This is a genomic window from Lysinibacillus agricola (genome assembly GCF_016638705.1).
Classification (GTDB): Bacteria; Bacillota; Bacilli; order Bacillales_A; family Planococcaceae; genus Lysinibacillus; species Lysinibacillus agricola.
The window spans coordinates 5,078,541-5,099,637 of sequence record NZ_CP067341.1; the positions used below are offsets into that span (position 1 = coordinate 5,078,541).

At 39.8% G+C, this 21,097-nt stretch carries 34 protein-coding genes and 1 pseudogene; 2 read left to right on the top strand and 33 right to left on the bottom strand.

Annotated elements, in window-relative coordinates; all coding sequences use genetic code 11:
* Positions 1 to 31: 31 nt before the first annotated feature.
* Positions 32 to 706, bottom strand: a complete 675-nt coding sequence (locus tag FJQ98_RS25395) for a KinB-signaling pathway activation protein (RefSeq protein ID WP_053596079.1) — start codon at positions 704 to 706, stop codon at positions 32 to 34.
* Positions 707 to 859: 153 nt separating this feature from the next.
* On the opposite strand from FJQ98_RS25395, the gene gerD reads away from it, so the two are divergent.
* Complete coding sequence (gene gerD / locus FJQ98_RS25400; protein WP_053596078.1) at positions 860 to 1,477, top strand: spore germination lipoprotein GerD; 618 nt, start codon at positions 860 to 862, stop codon at positions 1,475 to 1,477.
* Between the two features lie 53 nt (positions 1,478 to 1,530).
* On the opposite strand, the gene FJQ98_RS25405 is transcribed toward gerD, so the two are convergent.
* The 3 genes from FJQ98_RS25405 to FJQ98_RS25415 form a co-directional block, all read right to left on the bottom strand.
* Positions 1,531 to 2,586 carry a P-loop NTPase gene (locus tag FJQ98_RS25405; RefSeq protein ID WP_053596077.1) on the bottom strand — a complete coding sequence of 352 codons (1,056 nt, stop codon included), beginning with the start codon at positions 2,584 to 2,586 and terminating at the stop codon, positions 1,531 to 1,533.
* 71 nt (positions 2,587 to 2,657) lie between these two features.
* Positions 2,658 to 3,371: an N-acetylmuramoyl-L-alanine amidase gene (locus FJQ98_RS25410; RefSeq protein ID WP_053596076.1), complete on the bottom strand. Its 714-nt coding sequence runs from the start codon at positions 3,369 to 3,371 to the stop codon at positions 2,658 to 2,660.
* A 176-nt stretch (positions 3,372 to 3,547) separates the two neighbouring features.
* The gene (locus FJQ98_RS25415) at positions 3,548 to 4,498 is read right to left on the bottom strand and encodes a DUF4822 domain-containing protein (protein ID WP_053596075.1); all 951 of its coding nucleotides are present in this window, start codon (positions 4,496 to 4,498) and stop codon (positions 3,548 to 3,550) included.
* Positions 4,499 to 4,739: 241 nt separating this feature from the next.
* Between FJQ98_RS25415 and FJQ98_RS25420 the strand changes: the two genes are divergently transcribed.
* Positions 4,740 to 4,964 carry a hypothetical protein gene (locus tag FJQ98_RS25420; RefSeq protein ID WP_143114937.1) on the top strand — a complete coding sequence of 75 codons (225 nt, stop codon included), beginning with the start codon at positions 4,740 to 4,742 and terminating at the stop codon, positions 4,962 to 4,964.
* Between the two features lie 59 nt (positions 4,965 to 5,023).
* On the opposite strand, the gene rpsI is transcribed toward FJQ98_RS25420, so the two are convergent.
* From rpsI to rpsC, 29 genes and pseudogenes are all read right to left on the bottom strand, one after another.
* The gene (rpsI, locus tag FJQ98_RS25425; protein WP_004233744.1) at positions 5,024 to 5,416 is read right to left on the bottom strand and encodes a 30S ribosomal protein S9; all 393 of its coding nucleotides are present in this window, start codon (positions 5,414 to 5,416) and stop codon (positions 5,024 to 5,026) included.
* A 25-nt stretch (positions 5,417 to 5,441) separates the two neighbouring features.
* Entirely contained in the window at positions 5,442 to 5,879 is a 438-nt protein-coding gene (gene rplM / locus FJQ98_RS25430) for a 50S ribosomal protein L13 (RefSeq protein ID WP_053596074.1), read from the bottom strand.
* Between the two features lie 265 nt (positions 5,880 to 6,144).
* On the bottom strand, positions 6,145 to 6,321 hold the full coding sequence (locus tag FJQ98_RS25435) for a hypothetical protein (RefSeq protein WP_158003074.1): 177 nt from the start codon (positions 6,319 to 6,321) through the stop codon (positions 6,145 to 6,147).
* 60 nt (positions 6,322 to 6,381) lie between these two features.
* On the bottom strand, positions 6,382 to 7,122 hold the full coding sequence (gene truA, locus FJQ98_RS25440) for a tRNA pseudouridine(38-40) synthase TruA (RefSeq protein ID WP_053596073.1): 741 nt from the start codon (positions 7,120 to 7,122) through the stop codon (positions 6,382 to 6,384).
* A gap of 14 nt (positions 7,123 to 7,136) precedes the next feature.
* Positions 7,137 to 7,934 carry an energy-coupling factor transporter transmembrane component T family protein gene (locus FJQ98_RS25445; protein ID WP_053596072.1) on the bottom strand — a complete coding sequence of 266 codons (798 nt, stop codon included), beginning with the start codon at positions 7,932 to 7,934 and terminating at the stop codon, positions 7,137 to 7,139.
* Positions 7,931 to 8,803, bottom strand: a complete 873-nt coding sequence (locus tag FJQ98_RS25450) for an energy-coupling factor ABC transporter ATP-binding protein (protein WP_053596071.1) — start codon at positions 8,801 to 8,803, stop codon at positions 7,931 to 7,933. The genes FJQ98_RS25445 and FJQ98_RS25450 overlap by 4 nt, the downstream gene beginning before the upstream one ends.
* Positions 8,779 to 9,624 carry an energy-coupling factor ABC transporter ATP-binding protein gene (locus tag FJQ98_RS25455; protein WP_053596070.1) on the bottom strand — a complete coding sequence of 282 codons (846 nt, stop codon included), beginning with the start codon at positions 9,622 to 9,624 and terminating at the stop codon, positions 8,779 to 8,781. Before FJQ98_RS25455 ends, FJQ98_RS25450 begins: the two co-directional genes overlap by 25 nt.
* 665 nt (positions 9,625 to 10,289) lie before the next feature.
* Positions 10,290 to 10,670 (bottom strand): 50S ribosomal protein L17, encoded by a 381-nt coding sequence (gene rplQ / locus FJQ98_RS25460; protein ID WP_012296051.1) that lies wholly within the window; start codon positions 10,668 to 10,670, stop codon positions 10,290 to 10,292.
* A 57-nt stretch (positions 10,671 to 10,727) separates the two neighbouring features.
* Complete coding sequence (locus tag FJQ98_RS25465; protein WP_004233733.1) at positions 10,728 to 11,672, bottom strand: DNA-directed RNA polymerase subunit alpha; 945 nt, start codon at positions 11,670 to 11,672, stop codon at positions 10,728 to 10,730.
* Positions 11,673 to 11,811: 139 nt separating this feature from the next.
* A complete protein-coding gene (gene rpsK / locus FJQ98_RS25470) occupies positions 11,812 to 12,201 on the bottom strand; it encodes a 30S ribosomal protein S11 (protein ID WP_004233731.1) in 390 nt (129 codons plus the stop codon).
* A gap of 25 nt (positions 12,202 to 12,226) precedes the next feature.
* Entirely contained in the window at positions 12,227 to 12,592 is a 366-nt protein-coding gene (gene rpsM / locus FJQ98_RS25475; RefSeq protein WP_053596069.1) for a 30S ribosomal protein S13, read from the bottom strand.
* A 24-nt stretch (positions 12,593 to 12,616) separates the two neighbouring features.
* Complete coding sequence (gene rpmJ, locus FJQ98_RS25480) at positions 12,617 to 12,730, bottom strand: 50S ribosomal protein L36 (RefSeq protein ID WP_000868344.1); 114 nt, start codon at positions 12,728 to 12,730, stop codon at positions 12,617 to 12,619.
* Between the two features lie 37 nt (positions 12,731 to 12,767).
* Entirely contained in the window at positions 12,768 to 12,986 is a 219-nt protein-coding gene (gene infA, locus FJQ98_RS25485; RefSeq protein WP_004233690.1) for a translation initiation factor IF-1, read from the bottom strand.
* A 410-nt stretch (positions 12,987 to 13,396) separates the two neighbouring features.
* The gene (locus FJQ98_RS25490) at positions 13,397 to 14,050 is read right to left on the bottom strand and encodes an adenylate kinase (RefSeq protein ID WP_053596068.1); all 654 of its coding nucleotides are present in this window, start codon (positions 14,048 to 14,050) and stop codon (positions 13,397 to 13,399) included.
* Positions 14,051 to 14,120: 70 nt separating this feature from the next.
* On the bottom strand, positions 14,121 to 15,416 hold the full coding sequence (secY, locus tag FJQ98_RS25495) for a preprotein translocase subunit SecY (protein ID WP_053596067.1): 1,296 nt from the start codon (positions 15,414 to 15,416) through the stop codon (positions 14,121 to 14,123).
* Positions 15,416 to 15,856: pseudogene (rplO, locus tag FJQ98_RS25500) on the bottom strand (50S ribosomal protein L15). Before rplO ends, secY begins: the two are co-directional and overlap by 1 nt.
* Positions 15,857 to 15,890: 34 nt before the next feature.
* Entirely contained in the window at positions 15,891 to 16,073 is a 183-nt protein-coding gene (gene rpmD / locus FJQ98_RS25505) for a 50S ribosomal protein L30 (protein ID WP_049662869.1), read from the bottom strand.
* 13 nt (positions 16,074 to 16,086) lie between these two features.
* The gene (gene rpsE, locus FJQ98_RS25510) at positions 16,087 to 16,590 is read right to left on the bottom strand and encodes a 30S ribosomal protein S5 (protein WP_053482806.1); all 504 of its coding nucleotides are present in this window, start codon (positions 16,588 to 16,590) and stop codon (positions 16,087 to 16,089) included.
* 21 nt (positions 16,591 to 16,611) lie between these two features.
* Positions 16,612 to 16,971 carry a 50S ribosomal protein L18 gene (gene rplR, locus FJQ98_RS25515; protein WP_075807301.1) on the bottom strand — a complete coding sequence of 120 codons (360 nt, stop codon included), beginning with the start codon at positions 16,969 to 16,971 and terminating at the stop codon, positions 16,612 to 16,614.
* Positions 16,972 to 17,003: 32 nt separating this feature from the next.
* Positions 17,004 to 17,543 carry a 50S ribosomal protein L6 gene (gene rplF, locus FJQ98_RS25520; protein ID WP_053596065.1) on the bottom strand — a complete coding sequence of 180 codons (540 nt, stop codon included), beginning with the start codon at positions 17,541 to 17,543 and terminating at the stop codon, positions 17,004 to 17,006.
* A 30-nt stretch (positions 17,544 to 17,573) separates the two neighbouring features.
* Positions 17,574 to 17,972: a 30S ribosomal protein S8 gene (gene rpsH, locus FJQ98_RS25525; protein ID WP_008181717.1), complete on the bottom strand. Its 399-nt coding sequence runs from the start codon at positions 17,970 to 17,972 to the stop codon at positions 17,574 to 17,576.
* A 29-nt stretch (positions 17,973 to 18,001) separates the two neighbouring features.
* Positions 18,002 to 18,187: a type Z 30S ribosomal protein S14 gene (locus FJQ98_RS25530; RefSeq protein WP_004233656.1), complete on the bottom strand. Its 186-nt coding sequence runs from the start codon at positions 18,185 to 18,187 to the stop codon at positions 18,002 to 18,004.
* A gap of 21 nt (positions 18,188 to 18,208) precedes the next feature.
* Complete coding sequence (gene rplE / locus FJQ98_RS25535) at positions 18,209 to 18,748, bottom strand: 50S ribosomal protein L5 (protein WP_053596064.1); 540 nt, start codon at positions 18,746 to 18,748, stop codon at positions 18,209 to 18,211.
* A gap of 28 nt (positions 18,749 to 18,776) precedes the next feature.
* Positions 18,777 to 19,085: a 50S ribosomal protein L24 gene (gene rplX, locus FJQ98_RS25540; RefSeq protein WP_053596063.1), complete on the bottom strand. Its 309-nt coding sequence runs from the start codon at positions 19,083 to 19,085 to the stop codon at positions 18,777 to 18,779.
* Positions 19,086 to 19,120: 35 nt separating this feature from the next.
* A complete protein-coding gene (gene rplN, locus FJQ98_RS25545) occupies positions 19,121 to 19,489 on the bottom strand; it encodes a 50S ribosomal protein L14 (protein WP_004233650.1) in 369 nt (122 codons plus the stop codon).
* Between the two features lie 43 nt (positions 19,490 to 19,532).
* The gene (rpsQ, locus tag FJQ98_RS25550) at positions 19,533 to 19,796 is read right to left on the bottom strand and encodes a 30S ribosomal protein S17 (RefSeq protein WP_053596062.1); all 264 of its coding nucleotides are present in this window, start codon (positions 19,794 to 19,796) and stop codon (positions 19,533 to 19,535) included.
* Between the two features lie 18 nt (positions 19,797 to 19,814).
* Positions 19,815 to 20,015: a 50S ribosomal protein L29 gene (rpmC, locus tag FJQ98_RS25555; RefSeq protein ID WP_049662852.1), complete on the bottom strand. Its 201-nt coding sequence runs from the start codon at positions 20,013 to 20,015 to the stop codon at positions 19,815 to 19,817.
* Positions 20,005 to 20,439 carry a 50S ribosomal protein L16 gene (gene rplP, locus FJQ98_RS25560; RefSeq protein ID WP_053596061.1) on the bottom strand — a complete coding sequence of 145 codons (435 nt, stop codon included), beginning with the start codon at positions 20,437 to 20,439 and terminating at the stop codon, positions 20,005 to 20,007. Before rplP ends, rpmC begins: the two co-directional genes overlap by 11 nt.
* Position 20,440: 1 nt before the next feature.
* Positions 20,441 to 21,094, bottom strand: a complete 654-nt coding sequence (gene rpsC / locus FJQ98_RS25565; RefSeq protein ID WP_053596060.1) for a 30S ribosomal protein S3 — start codon at positions 21,092 to 21,094, stop codon at positions 20,441 to 20,443.
* Positions 21,095 to 21,097: the final 3 nt, after the last annotated feature.

Consider the following 21,097-nt stretch of genomic DNA (forward strand, 5'->3'; position numbering starts at 1 on the left):
AAGTTGCCTCCAACTAATAGAGGCAACTTCTTTATGCGTTTTTAGCTTGTTCACGACGTGCTTTGCGGCGTGCTTCTAATTTTTGACGATCTTCTTCGGATTTTGCATTATATTTTGGTAATACTAATAATTGATAAGCATTTACAGCGAGTAGTGGGAATAGTAAAAGTGCAACATACTCGTTAATGTTTTCATCGCGACCCATTAATGCAATTGTCCATTCGAGTGTTGTAACAACAATCATAAAAAATAAAGCTGAAATGAAAACATGTTTCTTTCCTGTTAATTTTACTTTTTGAATGGCTGTTACTATAGCACCTACTAGCAATACAATTAACAAACCCACATAGAATAACCAGCTTTGTCCATCTTTTACACCAGGTATAAAGCGGAAGAATATAATATCAAAAACAGTAATAACAATTAATAATAGCTGTACCCAATTCCATAATGTAAGTGTTCTAAAAATGTTAACCCCTACTTGATGGAGCGTTAAATAAGCAAAAAAGCCTGCCTGTGCAATAACACTCATTGTAAATCCTAAGAAGACCATCCATAAAAGTCCGGCCAAGAATTCACCCCATTGACCGTTTGCTATATATGGTTGAAAGAAATCCCATCGAATAAATAAACTGCAAATTCCGTTGACTGCGCCACCAACGAGCATTGCAAAGAAGAAAAACTTTGCCCAATTTCGTATCGTCACAACTAAAAGTCCCCCAATTTCTCAATGTATATCTGTATTCATTTTAACAATGCATTGTTAAAAAAGCTATTTCTCATCCTAATCAATACATAAAGTCATCATAAATGTGAACAATAATTGAAAGAGTCTATCTATAGAAAGGACTGATTATTGATGCGAAAATTCATCTTACTACTAATTCTAATGCTTTTTCTTTCTGCCTGTTCACAAGATAAAGCCTCTACTATGTCCTATGATGAAATAAAAAAAATAATGATCGACTCTTTACAAACCGAGGATGGTAAAAAGGCGTTACGCCAGCTTTTAGAGGATCCAAGTTTCCGTGAATTATTGGTTTTGGAGCATGAGGAAGTAAAGAAGGCTACCGAAGAAACCTTGCTTTCCAAGGAAGCAGAAGACTTTTGGAAGAAAACATTCGAAGATCCAAAATTTAAAGAAACTATAGCTAAAAGTATGCAAAAGCAGCAACAGGATATTATGAAGGAATTAATGAAAGACCCGGCTTTCCAAAAGGATATGGAGGCATTCTTTGGTCAGCCAGATATGCAAAAGCAGTTAGAGACCATTCTAAAATCCTCCAACCTAAGAAAGCAAATGGAGGAAATCGTAAAGGAAACGATTGAAAGTCCACTTATGCAAACAAAATGGCAGGAGCTTATTAAGAAGAGTGGCGGCGAGGCAGGTAAAACTGGCGGCGCTGGCGGCGGAAAAAAAGAAGCTGGTGGTGGTGGTTCTGAAGGCACAGGCAATGAGGAAAAGAGCACTCAGTAACCCCTTATATGTAAAAACGGATTTCCTCAAACAATGGAGGAAATCCGTTTTCGTTATTTATTTAATTTATTAATGATTTTCGTCGCGATGTCTAAATAAATTTGTCCTGTTGTGTGTTTTTCAGCATAAACAGAAGGTGCAAAATCTTCTTCTGACCAGTCAGGTTGACCAAGAGGAATTTGTCCAAGTAGCTCTGTACGTAACTCATCTGCTAATTTTGGACCTCCACCTTGACCGAATACGAATTCACGGTCACCTGATTTCGACTCATACCATGCCATGTTTTCAATAACACCTAAAATTTCATGGTCTGTTTGTAAAGCCATTGCACCTGCACGAGCAGCAACGAACGCTGCCGTTGGATGTGGTGTTGTTACAACAATTTCTTTTGATGAAGGAAGCATTTGATGAATATCTAATGCAACGTCACCTGTACCTGGTGGTAAATCTAATAGTAGATAGTCTAGCTCGCCCCATTCTACATCACGGAAGAATTGATCTAACACTTTACCTAACATTGGTCCACGCCATACAATCGGTGCGTTATTTTCAACGAAGAAGCCCATCGAAATCATTTTCACACCTAAGCGATCAACAGGGAAAATTCGATTGTCTACCACTTTTGGCATATCTGTAACACCCATCATATCAGGGACACTGAACCCATAAATATCAGCGTCGATTAAGCCAACCTTCTTCCCTAGACGAGCTAATGCAACAGCTAAGTTAACTGACACTGTAGATTTCCCTACACCGCCTTTACCAGAGGCAATTGAAATAACTTGTACTGTGCTAAGCGGAGATAAAATATCTTGTGCCTCAGACTCCGTTGCAACCCCACGGAAGCTCTGTAGTTTTTCTGCTGATAGCTCTTCGAAACGAATACCAACTGTATTTGCACCCGCTTCTTTCAAAACTTCAACAATTTTCATTTGTAGCTGTAATTGTTCAGGTGTATTTGTTTTAGCAATCGCAATTTTTACACTGACATGATTCTTCTCTTCTTTTATTGCTACGTTTGTAATTCCGTCTGTTTCTGCAAGTGATTTATGTAAAAATGGATCTTGTAGTTGTCCTAGTATTTCTCGTATTTGTTGTTCATTTATCACGACGAACACTCCCCTTATATTATCTCAATGTTAGTATATCATAATGATTTGATTTACGTTGTGTTGTTGCTCTATTCAATTTTAGCTAATAAATACGCTTCTATGCCTTCAACAATTGCATCTCCCATTTTTTCTTGGTATTTCTTATCAGTTAATAATGCACGTTCCTCATCATTACTTATAAATCCTGTTTCTACTAGAGCGGCAGGTACCTCAGCTTTTTTTAGTAAATATATTTGTTTTATAGACAATGCCTCTCGGTCAGTATTTTTCAAATTAGTGCGAATGGATTCTTGAATGCTCTTTGCTAATAATTCACTTTCAGCATGTCCTTCTTTATGATAGAACACCTGTGCTCCACGCCATTTTGTTTCAGGAATGGCATTTGCATGAATTGTAATAAAAACATCCGGTTTTTCTTTTTGTACTAAATCTTTTCTTAAAAAGATGTCCTGCTTTTTTCGTTCTCTCAATGTACCAAATTTTTCTGATGGCGCGTGCTCATCGATAACGTCTCCATTTTTTGTTCGTGTCATTACGACTACTGCGCCTTTTTTCTTTAATTGCTTTTCCACATACTGAGCAATTGCAAGTGTAATATCCTTTTCAATTACTTCGCCCTTTGAAGCCCCCCCATCTTGACCTCCGTGCCCCGCATCAATGACAATTTTTATGCCACCTAGTGGGTCTGGTAGGAAGAAGTTACGGTCCGAAGCATTCGTTTCATATGCCACGACCACTATACTCATCAGCATAATTACTCCTAGTGCAAGCCAGCGCTTCACCCATATCCACCACCCTTTTACATTTAGTGTACGAAGTTAGGGATTGAACTATTCCAGAAAGCGAAAAAAACTCTCAAGTATTAAAATCGAGAGTTTTAGAAGATACTTTTTAAGTAATGATAAGACGGCATTAACAATACGTTGACTAATGTCGTTGATTGGGGAATCATTCTTTTTTATTTTAGTGTAAATTCTGGTTTAAACTTACCTGTATAAGGTTCATGTTCAACAAATACTGTTATATCCTTACCATCTTTGTCTTTGCCAGTTCTTTTATACGTGAATTTCTTATTATTTAGCTCAGTAATTTCAAGTACAGCCCCATATTTATTTTCGCCAATTGAAACATGCGCTCTTAATTTATTTCCACGGATAACATTAAAATAACCGAAGTCACCACGGCTTTCACCTGTTTCAGGATTGAAAAATTCGTACTTATTCGTATTTGCATCATATTTCGCAATGCTAATAAAATTCGTATTATATTGCGTTATATCATGTCCGTTTACATCTAATACAACTGTTCCTTGCCAAAGTGTTTCAGCTAAAATTTTATCTCCATCAACGTCTTTCACAATAGTGCCTGTAGAATCATTTAAAGTTTTATCTGCTTCGGTAAATGTAAGCTTTTTTTCCTTATAGGGGACATGCTCAACGAATACCTCTACATCGTTACCACTTGCATCTTTCCCCATTCGTTTATAAGTGAACATATTATTTGTTAGCTCAGTAATTTCTACAATTGCTTGGTAATTTTTCGTTTCTGAAATCAATACTCTATGCTTTCCATCATTCGTAATAAAGAAAATACCTTTATCATCACGGCTTCCAGCTGTATTTGGATCGAAAAATTCATAACGTCCTGAATCAGCGTCATATTTGGCAAGCCCAATAAAATTTGAATTCTCCGCTGTTAAATCTTTTTTATTTTTATCGTAGACTTTTGTACCTTGCCAGTTTGTGCTATTTAGAATTTTAGCATTTGCTTGACCTTTTGTTATTTCAACCTGTCTTTGATTTGCAGTATTCTCTGTTTTTACTTCCTCCGTTTTTTTTACGTCAGTTTTATTACCACATGCACCAAGAAGTGCAATTGCTGCAAGTGATAATATTAATAGCTTTTTCATATATTGACCTCCATTTTCAGAAATAAACAGCCTAAAAGTAGTATCAGCCATTTCCACGTAAAATACACATTCTTTGGCTATTTACTAAATTAACTGTGACTTTTTATAGACAGAAGCAAATACATGAATATGAAAAGAAGGAATTACTTTTATGTAAAATATGAATTGGATGTGGTTCATTACCAAAAGTTAGGGATGACAGTTGTTAAAAAAACGTATGCCATGTAGGCTGGGCGACTCCTTGGGCATCAGCGTCACAGATGAGACCATGGAGCGGCTTATCAGACGCCCCCAGGAAGCTCTGCGCGAAAGCGAAGCGTCAGCGGCAATGTTTTATCTGTGCGAAAGCGAAGCGTCAGCAACAAATGTTTTCTGTAGCGAAAGCAAAGCGTCAGCTACAAAGCGCCCGGTCGGAATGGAAATCCCCCCACGTTACAAGCCTAGATATAACACTAAGGTGACATAAAAAAACCCTTCCCCGACAGAACCGGGAAAGGGCTTGGAAACGTTGATATATAAGAAATATTAACGTTTTGAGAACTGAGGTGCACGACGAGCGCCGCGTAGACCTGGTTTTTTACGTTCTTTCATGCGTGAATCACGAGTAAGTAATCCAGCAGATTTTAATGCAGCACGGAAATCTGGGTCTACTTGAAGTAGAGCACGAGCGATACCGTGACGTACTGCACCAGCTTGACCAGTGTATCCACCACCGTTAACGTTTACGTGGATATCGTAACTTCCTGTAGTTTCAGTAGCTACTAATGGTTGTTTAATTACTTCACGTAATGCAGCGAATGGTACGTATTCTTCGATTTCACGTTTGTTGATAACAATTTTACCTGTACCCGGTACTAGACGTACGCGAGCTACAGAGCTTTTACGGCGACCAGTGCCGATGTATTGAACTTGTGCCAAAGTAATATCCTCCTCTTAATTTATATTATCCGCGAAGCTCGTATGCTTCTGGTTTTTGTGCAGCATGTGGGTGTTCTGTTCCTGTGTAAACGTTTAGTTTACCGAACATTTTACGACCTAAAGAGTTTTTAGGAAGCATCCCTTTAATTGCTAATTCGATCATTCTTGTTGGGTACTTGTCTAGCATTTCACCAGCAGTACGAGTTTTTAAACCACCCGCAAATTGAGTATGGTGACGGTAAAGTTTACCCTCTAATTTGTTACCAGTTAAATGGATTTTGTCAGCGTTGATGATGATTACGTGATCACCTGTGTCAACGTTTGGTGTGAATGTTGGTTTATGTTTACCACGTAAGATTGCAGCTACTTCAGAAGCTAAACGTCCAAGAGTTTGGCCTTCTGCATCAACTACTAGCCATTTACGGTCTACTTCGTGACCTTTAGCCATGAATGTTGTACGCATGTATATATCCTCCTAATCGATTCGATTACCGTTATTTTTCATTAAACTACACTATAAGTTTTCGGGGCTTATTTGTGGTGGTAATGAAAATACCATCTGTTATCATATAATGAATGACTTTTAAAGTCAAGTAATTTCAATAAACACCTGGAGAAGTTGTTCAGATTCAATGATTGTTTAAATTAGGGCTTTTGCGAGCCTTCATTTTGTATAATACAATGATATTTCGCACTAATAATTCTACAATATTCGTCGGTGGTTCTTCTTAATGGTCATCACCATAATGCGGGGTTGATTTCCGTTCCGACTGGGCGCTTTGTTGCTGTCGCACAGATAAAACATTGCCGATGTTGGTCACGAAGGCTTTATCACAGGACGTGATGGTTTTAGCCTTCGTTCCTCTATCGCTGATCCCCAAGGAGTCGCCCAGTTTCCACTCCAATCAACCTATCCTCACGATATACATTTAAATAAAATGTCATCCCCACTTTTGATGAGCCATTTAATAGAAGACTTTCTCAAGATATAGACCTTGTGGTGGTGCGGTTTTACCTGCCTTATCACGGTTCATAGATTTAACGACTAACTCCACGTTCTCAATGTCACGACGTCCTATACCAACTTCCCAAAGCGTGCCTGCGATAATACGGACCATATTATATAAGAAGCCATTTCCTTCAATCACCATATGTAGCTCCTCACCACGCCACTCAAATTGTAGTGTAGTTACTGTGCGCACCTTATCTTTGACACTTGTATTGGCTGCACAGAAACATGAAAAGTCATGTGTACCGATAATGGCCTTTGCCGCCTCCTGCATTGCTCCGACATTTGGTTTCACACCATTTGTCTCTACCGTGTAATGTCTGCGGAACGGACTCTGTACAGGCTCACATGACCATATATATCGGTACCGCTTCCCTGTTACACTGTAACGAGCATGAAAGTCAGCCGCTACTTCTTCAACCGACATTACTCGAATATCTCTTGGCAGTTGAACATTCAGTGCCTTCATATAGTTTTCTACGGGAATCGCTAGTGGCGTATCAAAATGCAATGTTTGTCCAATTGCATGCACTTTTGCATCTGTACGTCCACTCGCAGTTACTTTCACCTTTTCCCCTTTATGCATAATGTTTAGAACACGCTCAAGCTCTGCTTGTACTGTCCGCTCCCCAGGCTGTACTTGATAGCCAGAAAATTGTGTTCCATCATAACTAATAATTACTTTTAATCGTCGCATAAAGCTTACTCCTTTTAACTTCTATAGAAGAATAGTAAAGCGCCCATCCCTACTAATGACACGAGTGCAAATGTATCGCTCATATCCCATTTTAGCTTGCGATACCTTGTACGCCCTTCGCCTCCACGGTAGCCTTTTACTTCCATAGCTGTTGCTAAATCCTCAGCTCGTTTAAAGGCACTTACAAACAGAGGCACCAGTAATGGCACGACCGCTTTAATACGATCTTTTATCGGTCCAGAAGATAAATCCGAGCCACGTGCCATTTGTGCTTTCATAATTTTATCTGTTTCATCCATTAACGTTGGAATAAAGCGCAATGAAATAGACATCATTAGAGCTAACTCATGCACAGGCACTTTCACTGCTTTTAATGGATTTAGCAGTACTTCAATGCCATCCGTAATTGAAATCGGTGACGTTGTAAGTGTTAAGATAGATGTCATAAACACTAGAACTAGAAATCGTACCGAAATGAATATCCCTTGTCGTATACCCTCTTCATAGATAGTGATAAACTTCCACTCAAATACCGGGGCGCCTTCTTTCGTCATAAATATATGAATCAAGAAGGTAAATGCCATTAAAAAAAGAACTGGCTTTAGACCATTAATTAAAAAATACAGGCGAATACGTGACACTAACACAATGAGTAAGGTAAATGCCAATAGCATGGCATATGTCACTGTATTGTTTGCTAAAAAAACAATAATAATGAACGCAAAGACAAATATAAGCTTTGATCGTGGATCGAGCTTATGAACCGGAGAGTTTCCAGGTAGGAAGCGCCCAAATATCATTTTCTCCATCATGATTCTGCACGCTCCTCTCTTAGCACTCGAGCAATTTCAGTTGCTAGCTCTTCTTCGGTTAAGCATATCTTTGAGAAGGATTGATTTATCATTTTTTCGATTTTTTGTTGAAAGCGTACGATACGAGGAGGTTCTAAGCGGAAATTCTTCAATGTCTCCACATCTTTGAAAATTTCTTGTGGTATCCCACTTAATACATTTTTCCCTTCATGCATAATGACAATATTGTCCGCATAACGAGCTGCATCCTCCATACTGTGCGTAACGAGAATTGTCGTTAGGCCACGTTCCTGATGTAGCTTATAAAACATATCCATAATCTCTTTCTGACCGCGTGGATCAAGCCCTGCAGTTGGTTCATCTAAAACAATAACTTCAGGTTCCATTGCTAATACGCCAGCAATTGCCACTCGGCGCATTTGTCCACCAGATAAATCAAAAGGTGATTTTTCAAGTACGTTCTCTGGTAAGCCTACTAAGCCTACAAGTTCTTTTGCTCGCGCTTCAGCTTCTTTTTCCGTTACACCGAAGTTCATAGGACCAAACATAATATCCTTTAATACGGTTTCTTCAAACAGCTGATGCTCCGGGAATTGAAACACAATACCAACCTTTTGGCGTACAGATTTTAAATCCTTCGCCTTTTTTCCAGCTACGACAATACGGTCTCCAATATGCACTTCCCCTGAAGTAGGTCTTAGAAGTGCATTAAAGTGCTGAAGAATGGTCGATTTACCAGAGCCAGTATGCCCAATAATCGCCTGATACGTATGTGATGGAATTTCAAAATCTACATCGAATAATGCACGTTTCTCAAAAGGTGTACCCTGTGCATAGGCATAGCTTACTTGTTGAAGTTTGATGTCCATAAATCATTCACCAACTCTTCTTCTGTCATATGTTGTCCCATTAGCGGAACACCTTCCTTTTGCAATAACTTTGATAACTTCATGGCAAATGGCAAGTCTAGCCCAAATTCAACTAGCTTGTCCCCAAATGAAAAAATTTCAGCAGGTGTACCCTCAGCAAATTTCTTTCCATCATTCATAAAGAGAACACGATCTGCCAGCATGGCTTCCTCTAAATCATGCGTAATGGATATTACCGTTAGCCCTGTTTCAGCACGTAAAGTTTGAACTGTTTGTAATACCTCCGCACGCCCCTGTGGATCTAGCATAGATGTGGCTTCATCAAGAATAAGGAGCTTTGGTTTCAACGCCAGTGCTCCTGCAATGGCAACACGCTGCTTTTGCCCACCTGATAAGTGATGTGGCTCATGATCTAAAAAATTGTTCATTTTTACTTGCTCGAGTGCTGCATGTACACGTTCTACCATCTCTTCATATGGCACTCCGTTATTTTCAAGAGCGAAAGCAACATCATCCTGCACTGTCGCTCCAACAAATTGATTGTCTGGATTTTGAAAAACCATGCCCATCTGTGAGCGGCTTTCCCATAGGTTTTCTTCACTTAATGGTTCGCGTAATATACGTACATCGCCCTGCTGTGGGTATAGCAAACCATTCATAAGCTTTGCAATGGTGGATTTACCAGAACCGTTATGGCCAACAATGGCAATCCATTCTCCTTCTTGTACCGCAAAGCTTACATTTTCAACAGCATTGCGACTTTCTTTTTCTTCTGGTGTATATGAAAATGTCACGTTATTTAATGATAAAATTTCTGGCATTTCTAGAACTCCTCTCTACATGCTCAGCTCTACTAACTAACTTACACTTTTTTATGTATGAATTCTACTACAATCATTATGTCGATAAAAGAAAAGCGCTAAAATGACTTTCCTTTCTTTTGTTTGTTCAGATATAGGCCTAAATATAATAAATAGGCTCTCTTTTAAGAATCAAACGATAAATCAAATACCAATTTCGCCTTGGCGTAATTGCGTCCGGATTTTGAATTGTGTCCGCACAAAATATTATAGAAACAAAATATAAAAAGAGCCGTATATTAAAAAAAGCACCATTAAATTGGCGCTATCTCATACTTCCCTAAAAAATAAAAAAGCGCGCACCTCATTCGATAGAAATGCGCTAGTCGTTACATTTTCAAGAAACGCGGGTGCTCAAGCCCTTGTTCCCTCTGAATGAGGTGCGGAGAGCTAAACGAGACGCCACACAACAGTGTCCGCTCATCATAACGCTCAGCTTAATTATTTGTCGTATAAATCATTTATAAAGAAAGAGGGTGGTGATTCCACCCTCTTCACCACTTGTCTTCTCTTATGAATCAATTATGCCTCGGCATAATTGCGTCCGGAATCGGCTTTGTGCCTGTACAAAGAAATCCTTTGCAATTCCGTGACATCCGCCGGAGGCTTTAACTTCTTTCAAGAAGTTAAACTAATTCAATCACAACAACAGGTGCACCGTCACCACGACGAGGACCTACTTTAAGAATACGAGTGTAACCACCTTGACGCTCTGCATAACGTGGTGCAACATCATCAAATAACTTTTGAAGTGCAAATGAAGTTGTTTCGTTACCTTCTGCATCAGTAGTTGTTACTAGTTCACGACGGATGAATGCAGCAGCTTGACGGCGTGCATGTAAATCACCGCGTTTACCTAAAGTAATCATTTTTTCAACAGCTTTACGTACTTCTTTAGCGCGAGCCTCAGTAGTTTCGATACGCTCGTTGATGATTAAATCAGTAGCTAAGTCACGTAACATCGCTTTACGTTGAGAACTTGTACGACCAAGTTTTCTGTAACCCATGGATGTTTCCCTCCTTTATAAAAAATTATCTGATCTTGTAAGTTTTGTTTAAATCGCTTAGTCTTCTTTGCGTAATCCTAAACCAAGCTCTTCTAACTTCGCTTTTACTTCTTCTAGTGACTTACGTCCAAGGTTACGAACTTTCATCATATCGTCTTCTGACTTATTCGCAAGTTCTAGTACTGTATTAATACCAGCGCGTTTTAAGCAGTTATAAGAGCGAACAGAAAGATCAAGTTCTTCGATAGTCATCTCTAAAACTTTTTCTTTTTGATCTTCTTCTTTTTCGACCATGATTTCAGCAGTTTGTGCCTCATCTGTCATGCCAACGAAGATGTTTAGATGCTCGGTTAAAATTTTTGCTCCGAGCGAAATCGCCTCTTTCGGACCGATGCTACCATCTGTCCACACATCAAGAGAAAGTTTATCGTAGTCAGAAGACTGACCTACACGAGTATTTTCCACTTGGAAATTGACGCGTGATACTGGAGTGTAAATAGAGTCGATCGGGATCACGCCGATAGGAAGATCCTCACGTTTGTTTTGATCAGCAGGAGTGTAACCACGGCCGCGTTGAGCGTACATACGCATACGTAAATGACCGTTTTTAGCGATTGTTGCAATATATAGATCCGGGTTTAAAATTTCTACATCACTGTCATGTGTAATGTCAGCAGCTGTAACTGTACCATCGCCTTTTACATCAATCTCAATAACTTTTTCTTCGTCAGAGTAGATTTTAAGAGCTAGTTTTTTCACGTTCAAAATAATTGAAGCTACATCCTCTACAACGCCTTCTACAGTTGAGAATTCGTGAAGAACACCGTCAATTTGAATTGAAGTGACAGCAGCTCCTGGTAATGAAGACAGAAGGATACGACGTAAAGAATTACCCAAAGTGTTTCCATATCCGCGTTCAAGCGGTTCTACAACAAACTTTCCATATTTGGAATCTTCGCTGATCTCCACCGTTTCAATCTTTGGTTTTTCAATTTCGATCATTTCATTTACCCTCCTTCAAAACATCGAATGTATAGGTTCTTTCCATCATAGATTCGATCGTCAATGACGTATCGTTTATTATCTGCACAAGACAGTCTGTACAAAAAATGATGTTCTCATACAATATGAGACGCACCCATTACACGCGACGACGTTTCGGCGGACGGCAACCATTATGAGGAACTGGAGTAACGTCTTTAATAGCAGTTACTTCTAAACCAGCAGCTTGAAGTGCACGGATTGCAGCTTCACGACCAGCACCAGGACCTTTAACAGTTACTTCCAACGTTTTCAGACCATGTTCAAGGGATGTTTTAGCAGCAGTTTCTGCAGCCATTTGAGCAGCGAATGGTGTAGATTTACGTGAACCACGGAAACCAAGAGCACCAGCACTTGACCAAGATACAGCGTTACCTTGCATATCTGTAATCGTTACGATTGTATTGTTAAATGTAGAACGAATGTGTGCGATACCAGATTCGATATTCTTTTTCACACGACGTTTACGAGTTTGTTGTTTACGAGCCATGTTAAGAAGGAACCTCCTTTACTTATTATTTTTTCTTGTTCGCAACTGTTTTACGAGGACCTTTACGCGTACGCGCATTGTTCTTCGTATTTTGACCACGAACAGGTAAACCACGACGGTGACGGATACCACGGAATGAACCGATTTCCATCAAACGTTTGATATTTAATGAAGTTTCGCGACGTAAGTCACCTTCAAGTTTGTATTTGTCTAATTGTTCACGGATTTTGTTTAACTCATCTTCAGTTAAGTCGCGTACGCGTGTATCTTCTGAAATGCCTGCGTCAGCTAATACTTTCTGAGCTGTAGTTTTACCAATACCGAAAATGTAAGTTAATGAAATTACCACGCGTTTGTCGCGAGGAATGTCAACACCAGCAATACGTGCCATGTACGTTGTGCACCTCCTTTAGAATTAACCTTGTTTTTGTTTGTGTTTAGGATTTTCACAGATTACCATTACTTTACCGCGTCGGCGAATTACTTTACATTTTTCGCAGATCGGTTTCACAGATGGTCTCACTTTCATCTAACCTAACCTCCTTAATAGTCCGGAGCGCAAAAGATTATTTAAAACGGTATGTGATACGACCGCGAGTTAAATCATAAGGGGATAACTCGATAGTAACCTTATCTCCTGGTAGAATACGGATAAAGTGCATACGAATCTTACCAGATACGTGTGCTAGAATCACATGTCCATTTTCTAATTCTACCTTAAACATCGCGTTTGGCAAAGTCTCAACAACTGTTCCTTCGACTTCAATTACATCATCTTTCGCCATCTACTCTGTCTCCTCTCTATATGCAAATTAAAGTTCTCATCGTTACATCAAACGGATATCTGCTGCAACTATAGATGCAACCTCGTTTCAACATATGTTTGGATTGTATGAGAGATGTTGAAAGACGCTCGTCTGGTTTCGTTTCACACAATCCACGGAATATACAGGACCAGTAAGGACACTGACTTCCCATGTTTACACGAATACCGGAATGTCTAGGATGAGATATTCATACCCGTTACACAGATGCTTCCACGAAACCCATTATACTCTTTCAAAAGTAATGTTGCACTTTTTAAAAGAAATATATACCGGGCACAATATGCTTTTGCAACTCTCAAAAAAATTATATTCGTTGTTGCTCCCGCATGCCTCCCGCGGAAGCAGTATTCTGCGCCCGGAGCCGGGTATCAGCTGCGGCTGCCCTGTAATAGAGCATCAAGATCAGCAAACACATTGTTAATATCTTGCTGTCCATCTATATTTGTTAACACACCTTTTACTTCATAGTAGTCAAGTAAAGGTTGTGCTTGTTTCATATTTACTTCCAGACGGTTCGCAACCGTTTCAGGATTATCATCCGCACGTGTATAAAGCTCGCCACCATCTTTATCACATTTTCCTTCCTCAGCTGGAGGATTGAAAATTAGATGATAAGATGTGCCACAAGTTTTACAAATACGACGACCTGATAGACGAGCAATTAGCTCATCTTTTTCAACTTGGATGTTAATCGTATGTTCAATAGCTTTGCCAAGGTCAGCAAGAATGCTGTCTAAAGCTTCAGCTTGAGGAACAGTACGTGGGAAACCATCTAGTAAGAATCCCTTTTCACAATCAGGTTTAGCAAGTCGCTCACGAACAATACCAATCGTTACTTCATCCGGCACTAGAGCACCTTGATCCATAAACGATTTAGCCTGTAAGCCTAGTTCTGTACCACCTTTAATAGCAGCACGGAACATATCGCCTGTAGAAATATGAGGAATCGCGTACTTCTCAACAATTTTATCTGCCTGTGTACCTTTACCAGCACCTGGCAGACCCATTAAAACGATATTCATACGGAAATATTCCTCCCACAAAAGGTTAGCTGATTTCAGGAAACGATAGAACGTTCCCTAAAAACCAACATTATTTCATAAAGCCTTTGTAGTGACGTTTAACAAGTTGAGATTCTAGCTGCTTCATCGTTTCGAGCGCTACGCCGACTACGATAATAATACTAGTACCACCGATTTGCACTGTGGCAGGTAGATTCATAAAGCTTATGAATATAATCGGCATTACAGAAATAACAGTTAAGAAAATCGCACCGACAAATGTCAGACGATATAACACGCTTGTTAAATACGTTTGTGTACTTTCACCAGGGCGAATACCCGGAATGTAAGCACCTTGCTTTTTCAAGTTATCTGCCACATTTTCTGGATTCACTTGTATGAATGCATAGAAATATGTGAACGCGATGATCAATGCAACGTAAACAATCATCCCAACAGGTTTTGTATTATCAAACGTGTTTTCAATGAATGTTGTTACAGCACCTTCACCAAAGAACGGAACTAACGTACGAGGTGTCATAAGAAACGCTGATGCAAAGATTACCGGAATAACCCCTGCAGCATTTACTTTTAACGGTAAATGCGTTTGTTGACCACCAGTTTGTTGGTTACGTCCAGTAACTCGTTTTGCATATTGAATTGGAATTTTACGTAGTGCTTGTTGCACGTAGATAACCCCAACAACAACTGCAAGCATAATTAAAACAAGTAATCCAAGGATTATTAGGTTGATAAATAGCTTATCACCCGCACCTTCGATTTGTTGTGCATAGATTTGGTTGATACCCGTAGGTAATGCCGCAACGATACCTGCGAAAATTACAATAGAAATACCATTACCGACACCATGCGCAGTAATTTGATCAGCAAGCCATACTAGGAATGCTGTACCCGCTGTTAATACAATAGAAATTGTAACATATGTTAAAATTCCTTCTTCTTTAATCAATGACCCGCCGTACATTCTATTAAAACCAAATGACATCGCGAATGATTGGATAAAGGCAAGAACGATTGTAAAGTAACGAGTAAATTGAGCAAGTTTTCGTCTTCCGACTTCACCTTGCTTTGCCCACTCAGCAAATTTCGGTACTACGTCCATTTGCAATAACTGAACAATGATTGAAGCAGTGATGTAAGGCATAATTCCCATCGCAAAGATAGAGAAGTTCTTTAAAGCACCACCGCCAAAAGTATTCAGGAAACCAACGAGGTTGAACTCATCAGTTGCCTTTAATACATTAGCGTCAACGTTCGGTACTGGTACAAACGTACCAATACGGAAAACGATTAACATTAAAAGGGTGAAAATGATCTTATTTCGTATATCTCGAACACGCATAAAGTTAGAGATTGTCTGAAACATTAAATCACCTCAGTAGTTCCGCCGGCATTTTCAATTGCTTCTTTAGCCGAAGCTGAGAATTTATGAGCTTTTACTGTAAGCTTTTTGTTAAGAGTTCCGTTTCCAAGAACTTTAATTCCAGCTTTTTCATTGCTCACTAAACCTGTTTCAAGTAATAATGCAGTTGTTACCTCTGCACCATCTTCAAAACGGTTTAATGTGTCAAGATTAACGATCGCGTACTCTTTACGGTTAATGTTAGTAAAGCCGCGTTTCGGTAAACGACGGAATAAAGGGTTTTGACCACCTTCGAATCCTGGGCGTACACCGCCGCCAGAACGAGAGTTTTGACCTTTATGACCTCTACCTGCAGTTTTACCGTTACCAGAACCGATACCGCGACCTACGCGGTTACGTACTTACAGGGAACCTTCTGCTGGTTTTAACTCATGAAGTTTCATATTGGATGGCACCTCCTTGTTCGTTAATTAAAAATTAGTTTTCTTTGACAGTAACTAAGTGAGCTACTACATCAATCATACCGCGAGTCGCTGCATTGTCAGCTTTCTCAACAGTTTGGTTTAATTTACGTAAACCTAATGCTTCAATAGTTTTGCGTTGTGCTGGTTTAGAACCAATCACAGATTTTGTAAGGGTGATTTCTAATTTGTTAGCCATTATCTTTCCCCCCTTATCCTAATATTTCTTCCACTGATTTACCACGTAATTTAGCTACGTCCTCTACGCGTTTTAATTCAGTTAAACCTTGAATAGTTGCACGCACCATGTTAATTGGTGTGTTAGTTCCAAGTGATTTTGAAAGAATATCAGTAATACCAGCAAGTTCTAGTACTGCACGTACTGGACCACCAGCGATAACCCCTGTACCAGGAGCAGCAGGTTTAATTAGGATTTCTCCTGCACCAAAGCGACCTTGCACTAAGTGTGGAGTTGTTCCACCTACGCGTGGCACTTCGATTAAGTTTTTCTTCGCATCTTCAACAGCTTTACGGATAGCGTCTGGCACCTCTTGAGCTTTACCAGTACCGAAACCTACATGACCGTTTTTATCGCCAACAACAACTAATGCTGTGAAGCGGAAGCGACGTCCACCTTTAACAACTTTTGCAACACGGTTAATAGTAACTACGCGTTCTTCAAGTTCTCCAAGTTTGTTTGCGTCAATTCGACTCATGAAATGTGTCCCTCCTTCTTATTAAAATTCTAAACCGTTCTCACGTGCAGCTTCAGCTAAAGCTTTTACACGTCCATGATATAAGTAACCACCACGGTCAAATACTACAGCAGTAATATTTTTTTCCGTAGCGCGTTTTGCGATTGTTTCACCGACTTTAGTTGCAGCATCAACATTGCTACCAGCAGCTTCAAAACCATTTTCTTGAGAAGATGCGCTAACAATTGTTACGCCTGCTACGTCATCGATAAGTTGAGCGTAGATGTTCTTGTTAGAACGGAATACGTTTAAGCGTGGACGCTCAGCAGTACCCGAAATTTTAGAACGTACGCGTGCATGACGTTTTTTACGAACCTGATTTTTATCTTGTTTCGTAATCACAAGGGTCACTCCTTTCTAATGCTTAAGCAGCATTATTTACCTGTTTTACCTTCTTTACGACGAACATATTCGCCTTCATAACGGATACCTTTACCTTTGTAAGGCTCTGGTGGACGCACGTCACGGATGTTAGATGCAAGAGCACCAACGCGTTCTTTGCTAATACCTTTAACGATGATCTTAGTGTTAGAAGGAACTTCAACTTCTAGACCATCTTCAGGTGTGAACTCAACTGGATGTGAATAACCTACGTTAAGAACAAGTTTTTTACCTTGTAATTGCGCACGGTAACCGACACCGATTAGTTCTAATGATTTTTCGAAACCTGCAGAAACACCAGTAACCATGTTCGCTAATAGCGCACGAGTTGTACCGTGGTTTGTGCGGTGTTCTTTTGAGTCAGAAGGACGAGATACAGAAATCACATTACCTTCTTGCTCAATTTTCATATCTTGGTGGAAAGAACGAACAAGTTCGCCTTTAGGACCTTTAACGGTAACTGAGTTGTCAGCTGCAACAGTAACAGTTACGTTAGCTGGTACCTCGATAATTTTTTTACCTACACGAGACATTTAGTTGCACCTCCATTCATTTATTGCTAATTACCAAACGTATGCTAGAACTTCGCCGCCAACTTGTTTAGCGCGAGCTTCTTTATCTGTTAATAAACCTTGTGAAGTTGACACTAAAGCGATACCAAGACCGTTCAGTACTTTAGGCACTTCATTTGTTTTTGCATATACTCGTAGACCAGGTTTAGAAATACGTTTTAAGCCAGTGATAACGCGCTCGTTATCTTTACCGTATTTTAAGAAGATACGGATAATACCTTGCTTGTTGTCTTCCACGTATTCTACGTCACGTACGAAACCTTCGCGCTTTAAAATTTCAGCGATTTCTTTTTTCACGTTGGAAGCTGGTACTTCTAACTTCTCGTGACGAACCATGTTCGCATTACGAATGCGAGTAAGCATATCTGCAATCGGATCAGTCATTGTCATTACATTTACCTCCTTCCCAAATTAGGGGATTACCAGCTGGCTTTTTTCACGCCAGGAATTTGTCCCTTATATGCAAGTTCTCGGAAACAAATACGGCAAAGTTTGAATTTGCGATATACAGAGTGTGGACGGCCACAGCGTTCACAACGTGTATATTCTTGCACTTTAAACTTTTGCTTACGTTGTTGTTTAACGATCATAGATTTTTTAGCCACGTTTTCGCCCTCCTTGTTTAATTACTTTTGGAACGGCATACCGAATTGTGTCAATAACTCGCGAGCTTCTTCATCAGAATTCGCTGTCGTTACGATCACGATGTCCATACCGCGTACTTTTGAAACTTTATCGTAATCGATTTCTGGGAAAATTAATTGCTCTTTAACACCTAAAGTGTAGTTACCGCGACCGTCGAATGCTTTTTTAGAAACACCACGGAAGTCACGTACACGAGGTAGTGAAATTGAGATTAATTTGTCCAAGAATTCATACATACGCTCACCGCGTAATGTAACTTTAGCACCGATAGGCATACCTTCACGTAGACGGAAACCTGCGATCGATTTTTTCGCTTTAGTTACAACTGGTTTTTGACCAGTGATAATTGTTAATTCTTCTACAGCTGCATCTAATGCTTTTGAGTTTTGAACTGCGTCACCAACACCCATGTTGATAACGATTTTGTCAACTTTCGGCAATTGCATAACTGATTTATATCCGAATTTGCTCATAAGAGCAGATGAAACTTCATTTGAATATTTTTCTTTTAGGCGGCTCATTTGTTTACCTCCCTTCTTTTTATAGAAATTAGTCGATTACTGCACCTGATTTTTTTGCAACACGAACTTTTTTACCGTTTTCGATTTTATAACCTACACGAGTCGGCTCGCCAGATTTAGGATCGATTAGCATTACGTTCGAAACGTGAATTGCAGCCTCTTGGCTTACAATTCCACCTTGTGGATTCAATTGGTTAGGTTTTACGTGTTTTTTCACGATATTCACACCTTCAACAAGAACGCGATCTTGTTTAGGGTAAGAAGCAAGAATTACGCCTTCTTTGCCTTTGTCCTTACCAGTGATAACCTTAACCTTGTCACCTTTTTTTACATGCATGCTGTCGCACCTCCTTGATTGGCACTATCATGAAATTAAAGAACTTCTGGAGCTAGAGAAACGATTTTCATGAAGTTGCTGTCACGTAATTCACGTGCAACAGGTCCGAAAATACGAGTTCCGCGTGGTGATTTATCATCACGAATAATTACACAAGCATTTTCATCAAATTTGATGTACGTACCGTCTTTACGACGTACGCCTGATTTTGTACGAACGATAACAGCTTTAACAACGTCACCCTTCTTAACAACGCCACCTGGTGTTGCTTTCTTAACTGTACAAACAACGATATCACCGATGTTAGCAGTTTTACGGCCAGAGCCACCAAGCACTTTAATTGTAAGAACTTCACGTGCACCTGAGTTGTCAGCAACTTTCATACGACTTTCTTGTTGGATCACTTAGGTTACCTCCCTTCGGAAATTGGTTGTTCCGAAATAGTTATTAAATAATAACCGCTTTTTCTACAACTTCAACTAGACGGAAACGTTTAGTAGCTGATAGCGGGCGAGTTTCCATGATACGTACGATATCACCGATTTTCGCTGTGTTTAATTCATCATGAGCCTTAAACTTTTTAGAGTATTTTACACGTTTACCATAAAGCTTGTGCTTTTTGTGAGTTTCAACTAAAACAGTTACAGTTTTGTCCATTTTATCTGAAACAACGCGGCCCGTGTAAACTTTGCGTTGATTACGCTCAGTCATACTTGAAAACCTCCTTTATCAGTTATTTGCACTGATTTCTCTTTCACGAATAACAGTCTTCATACGCGCGATTGCTTTACGCACTTCACGAATACGAGCTGTGTTTTCTAATTGACCAGTCGCCAATTGGAAGCGAAGGTTGAAAAGCTCTTCTTTCAGTGATTTCACTTTTAATTCTAATTCAGAAGTGGCAAGGTCACGGATTTCATTAGCTTTCATTAGATTCACCACCAGTTTCTTGACGTTTTACGATTTTACATTTAACAGGAAGCTTATGTGATGCTAAACGAAGTGCTTCACGTGCGATCTCTTCAGATACACCAGCAATTTCGAACATTACTTTTCCTGGTTTTACTACTGCAACCCAACCTTCAGGAGAACCTTTACCAGAACCCATGCGGACTTCTAGAGGTTTTTTAGTGTAAGGTTTGTGTGGGAAGATTTTAATCCAAACTTTACCGCCACGTTTCATGTAACGAGTCATCGCGATACGTGCAGCTTCGATTTGACGGTTAGTGATCCAGCTAGCTGTTTGAGCTTGTAAGCCCCATTCGCCGAAAGATACTTCTTTACCGCCTTTCGCTTCGCCACGCATGTTTCCGCGGTGTTCACGACGGTATTTTACGCGTTTAGGCAATAACATATTATTTGCCTCCTTCCACAGATTTCTTCGTAGGAAGAACTTCACCACGGTAGATCCATACTTTAACGCCTAATTTACCGTAAGTAGTGTCAGCTTCTGCGTGTGCATAGTCGATGTCAGCACGTAGAGTATGAAGTGGAACAGTTCCTTCACTATAGTGTTCAGCACGCGCGATATCAGCGCCACCTAAACGACCAGATACTTGTGTTTTAATTCCTTTTGCACCAGCACGGATTGTGCGTTGGATCGCTTGCTTTTGCGCACGACGGAATGATACACGATTTTCTAATTGACGAGCGATATTTTCAGCTACTAGACGAGCGTCAAGATCAGCACGTTTGATTTCGATAATGTTGATGTGTACACGTTTACCAGTTAAGTTGCTAAGGTATTTACGAAGATTTTCAACTTCAGTACCACCTTTACCGATTACCATACCTGGTTTCGCAGTGTGAATTGTAATGTTTACACGGTTTGCAGCGCGTTCGATTTCAATTTTAGAAACAGAAGCGTCTTTAAGAGCCGTTTCAATATATTTACGCACTTTGATGTCTTCGTGAAGTAGAGTTGCATAGTCTTTTTCAGCGTACCATTTTGACTCCCAGTCACGAATAATACCAACGCGCAGTCCTATTGGATGTACTTTTTGACCCACGGA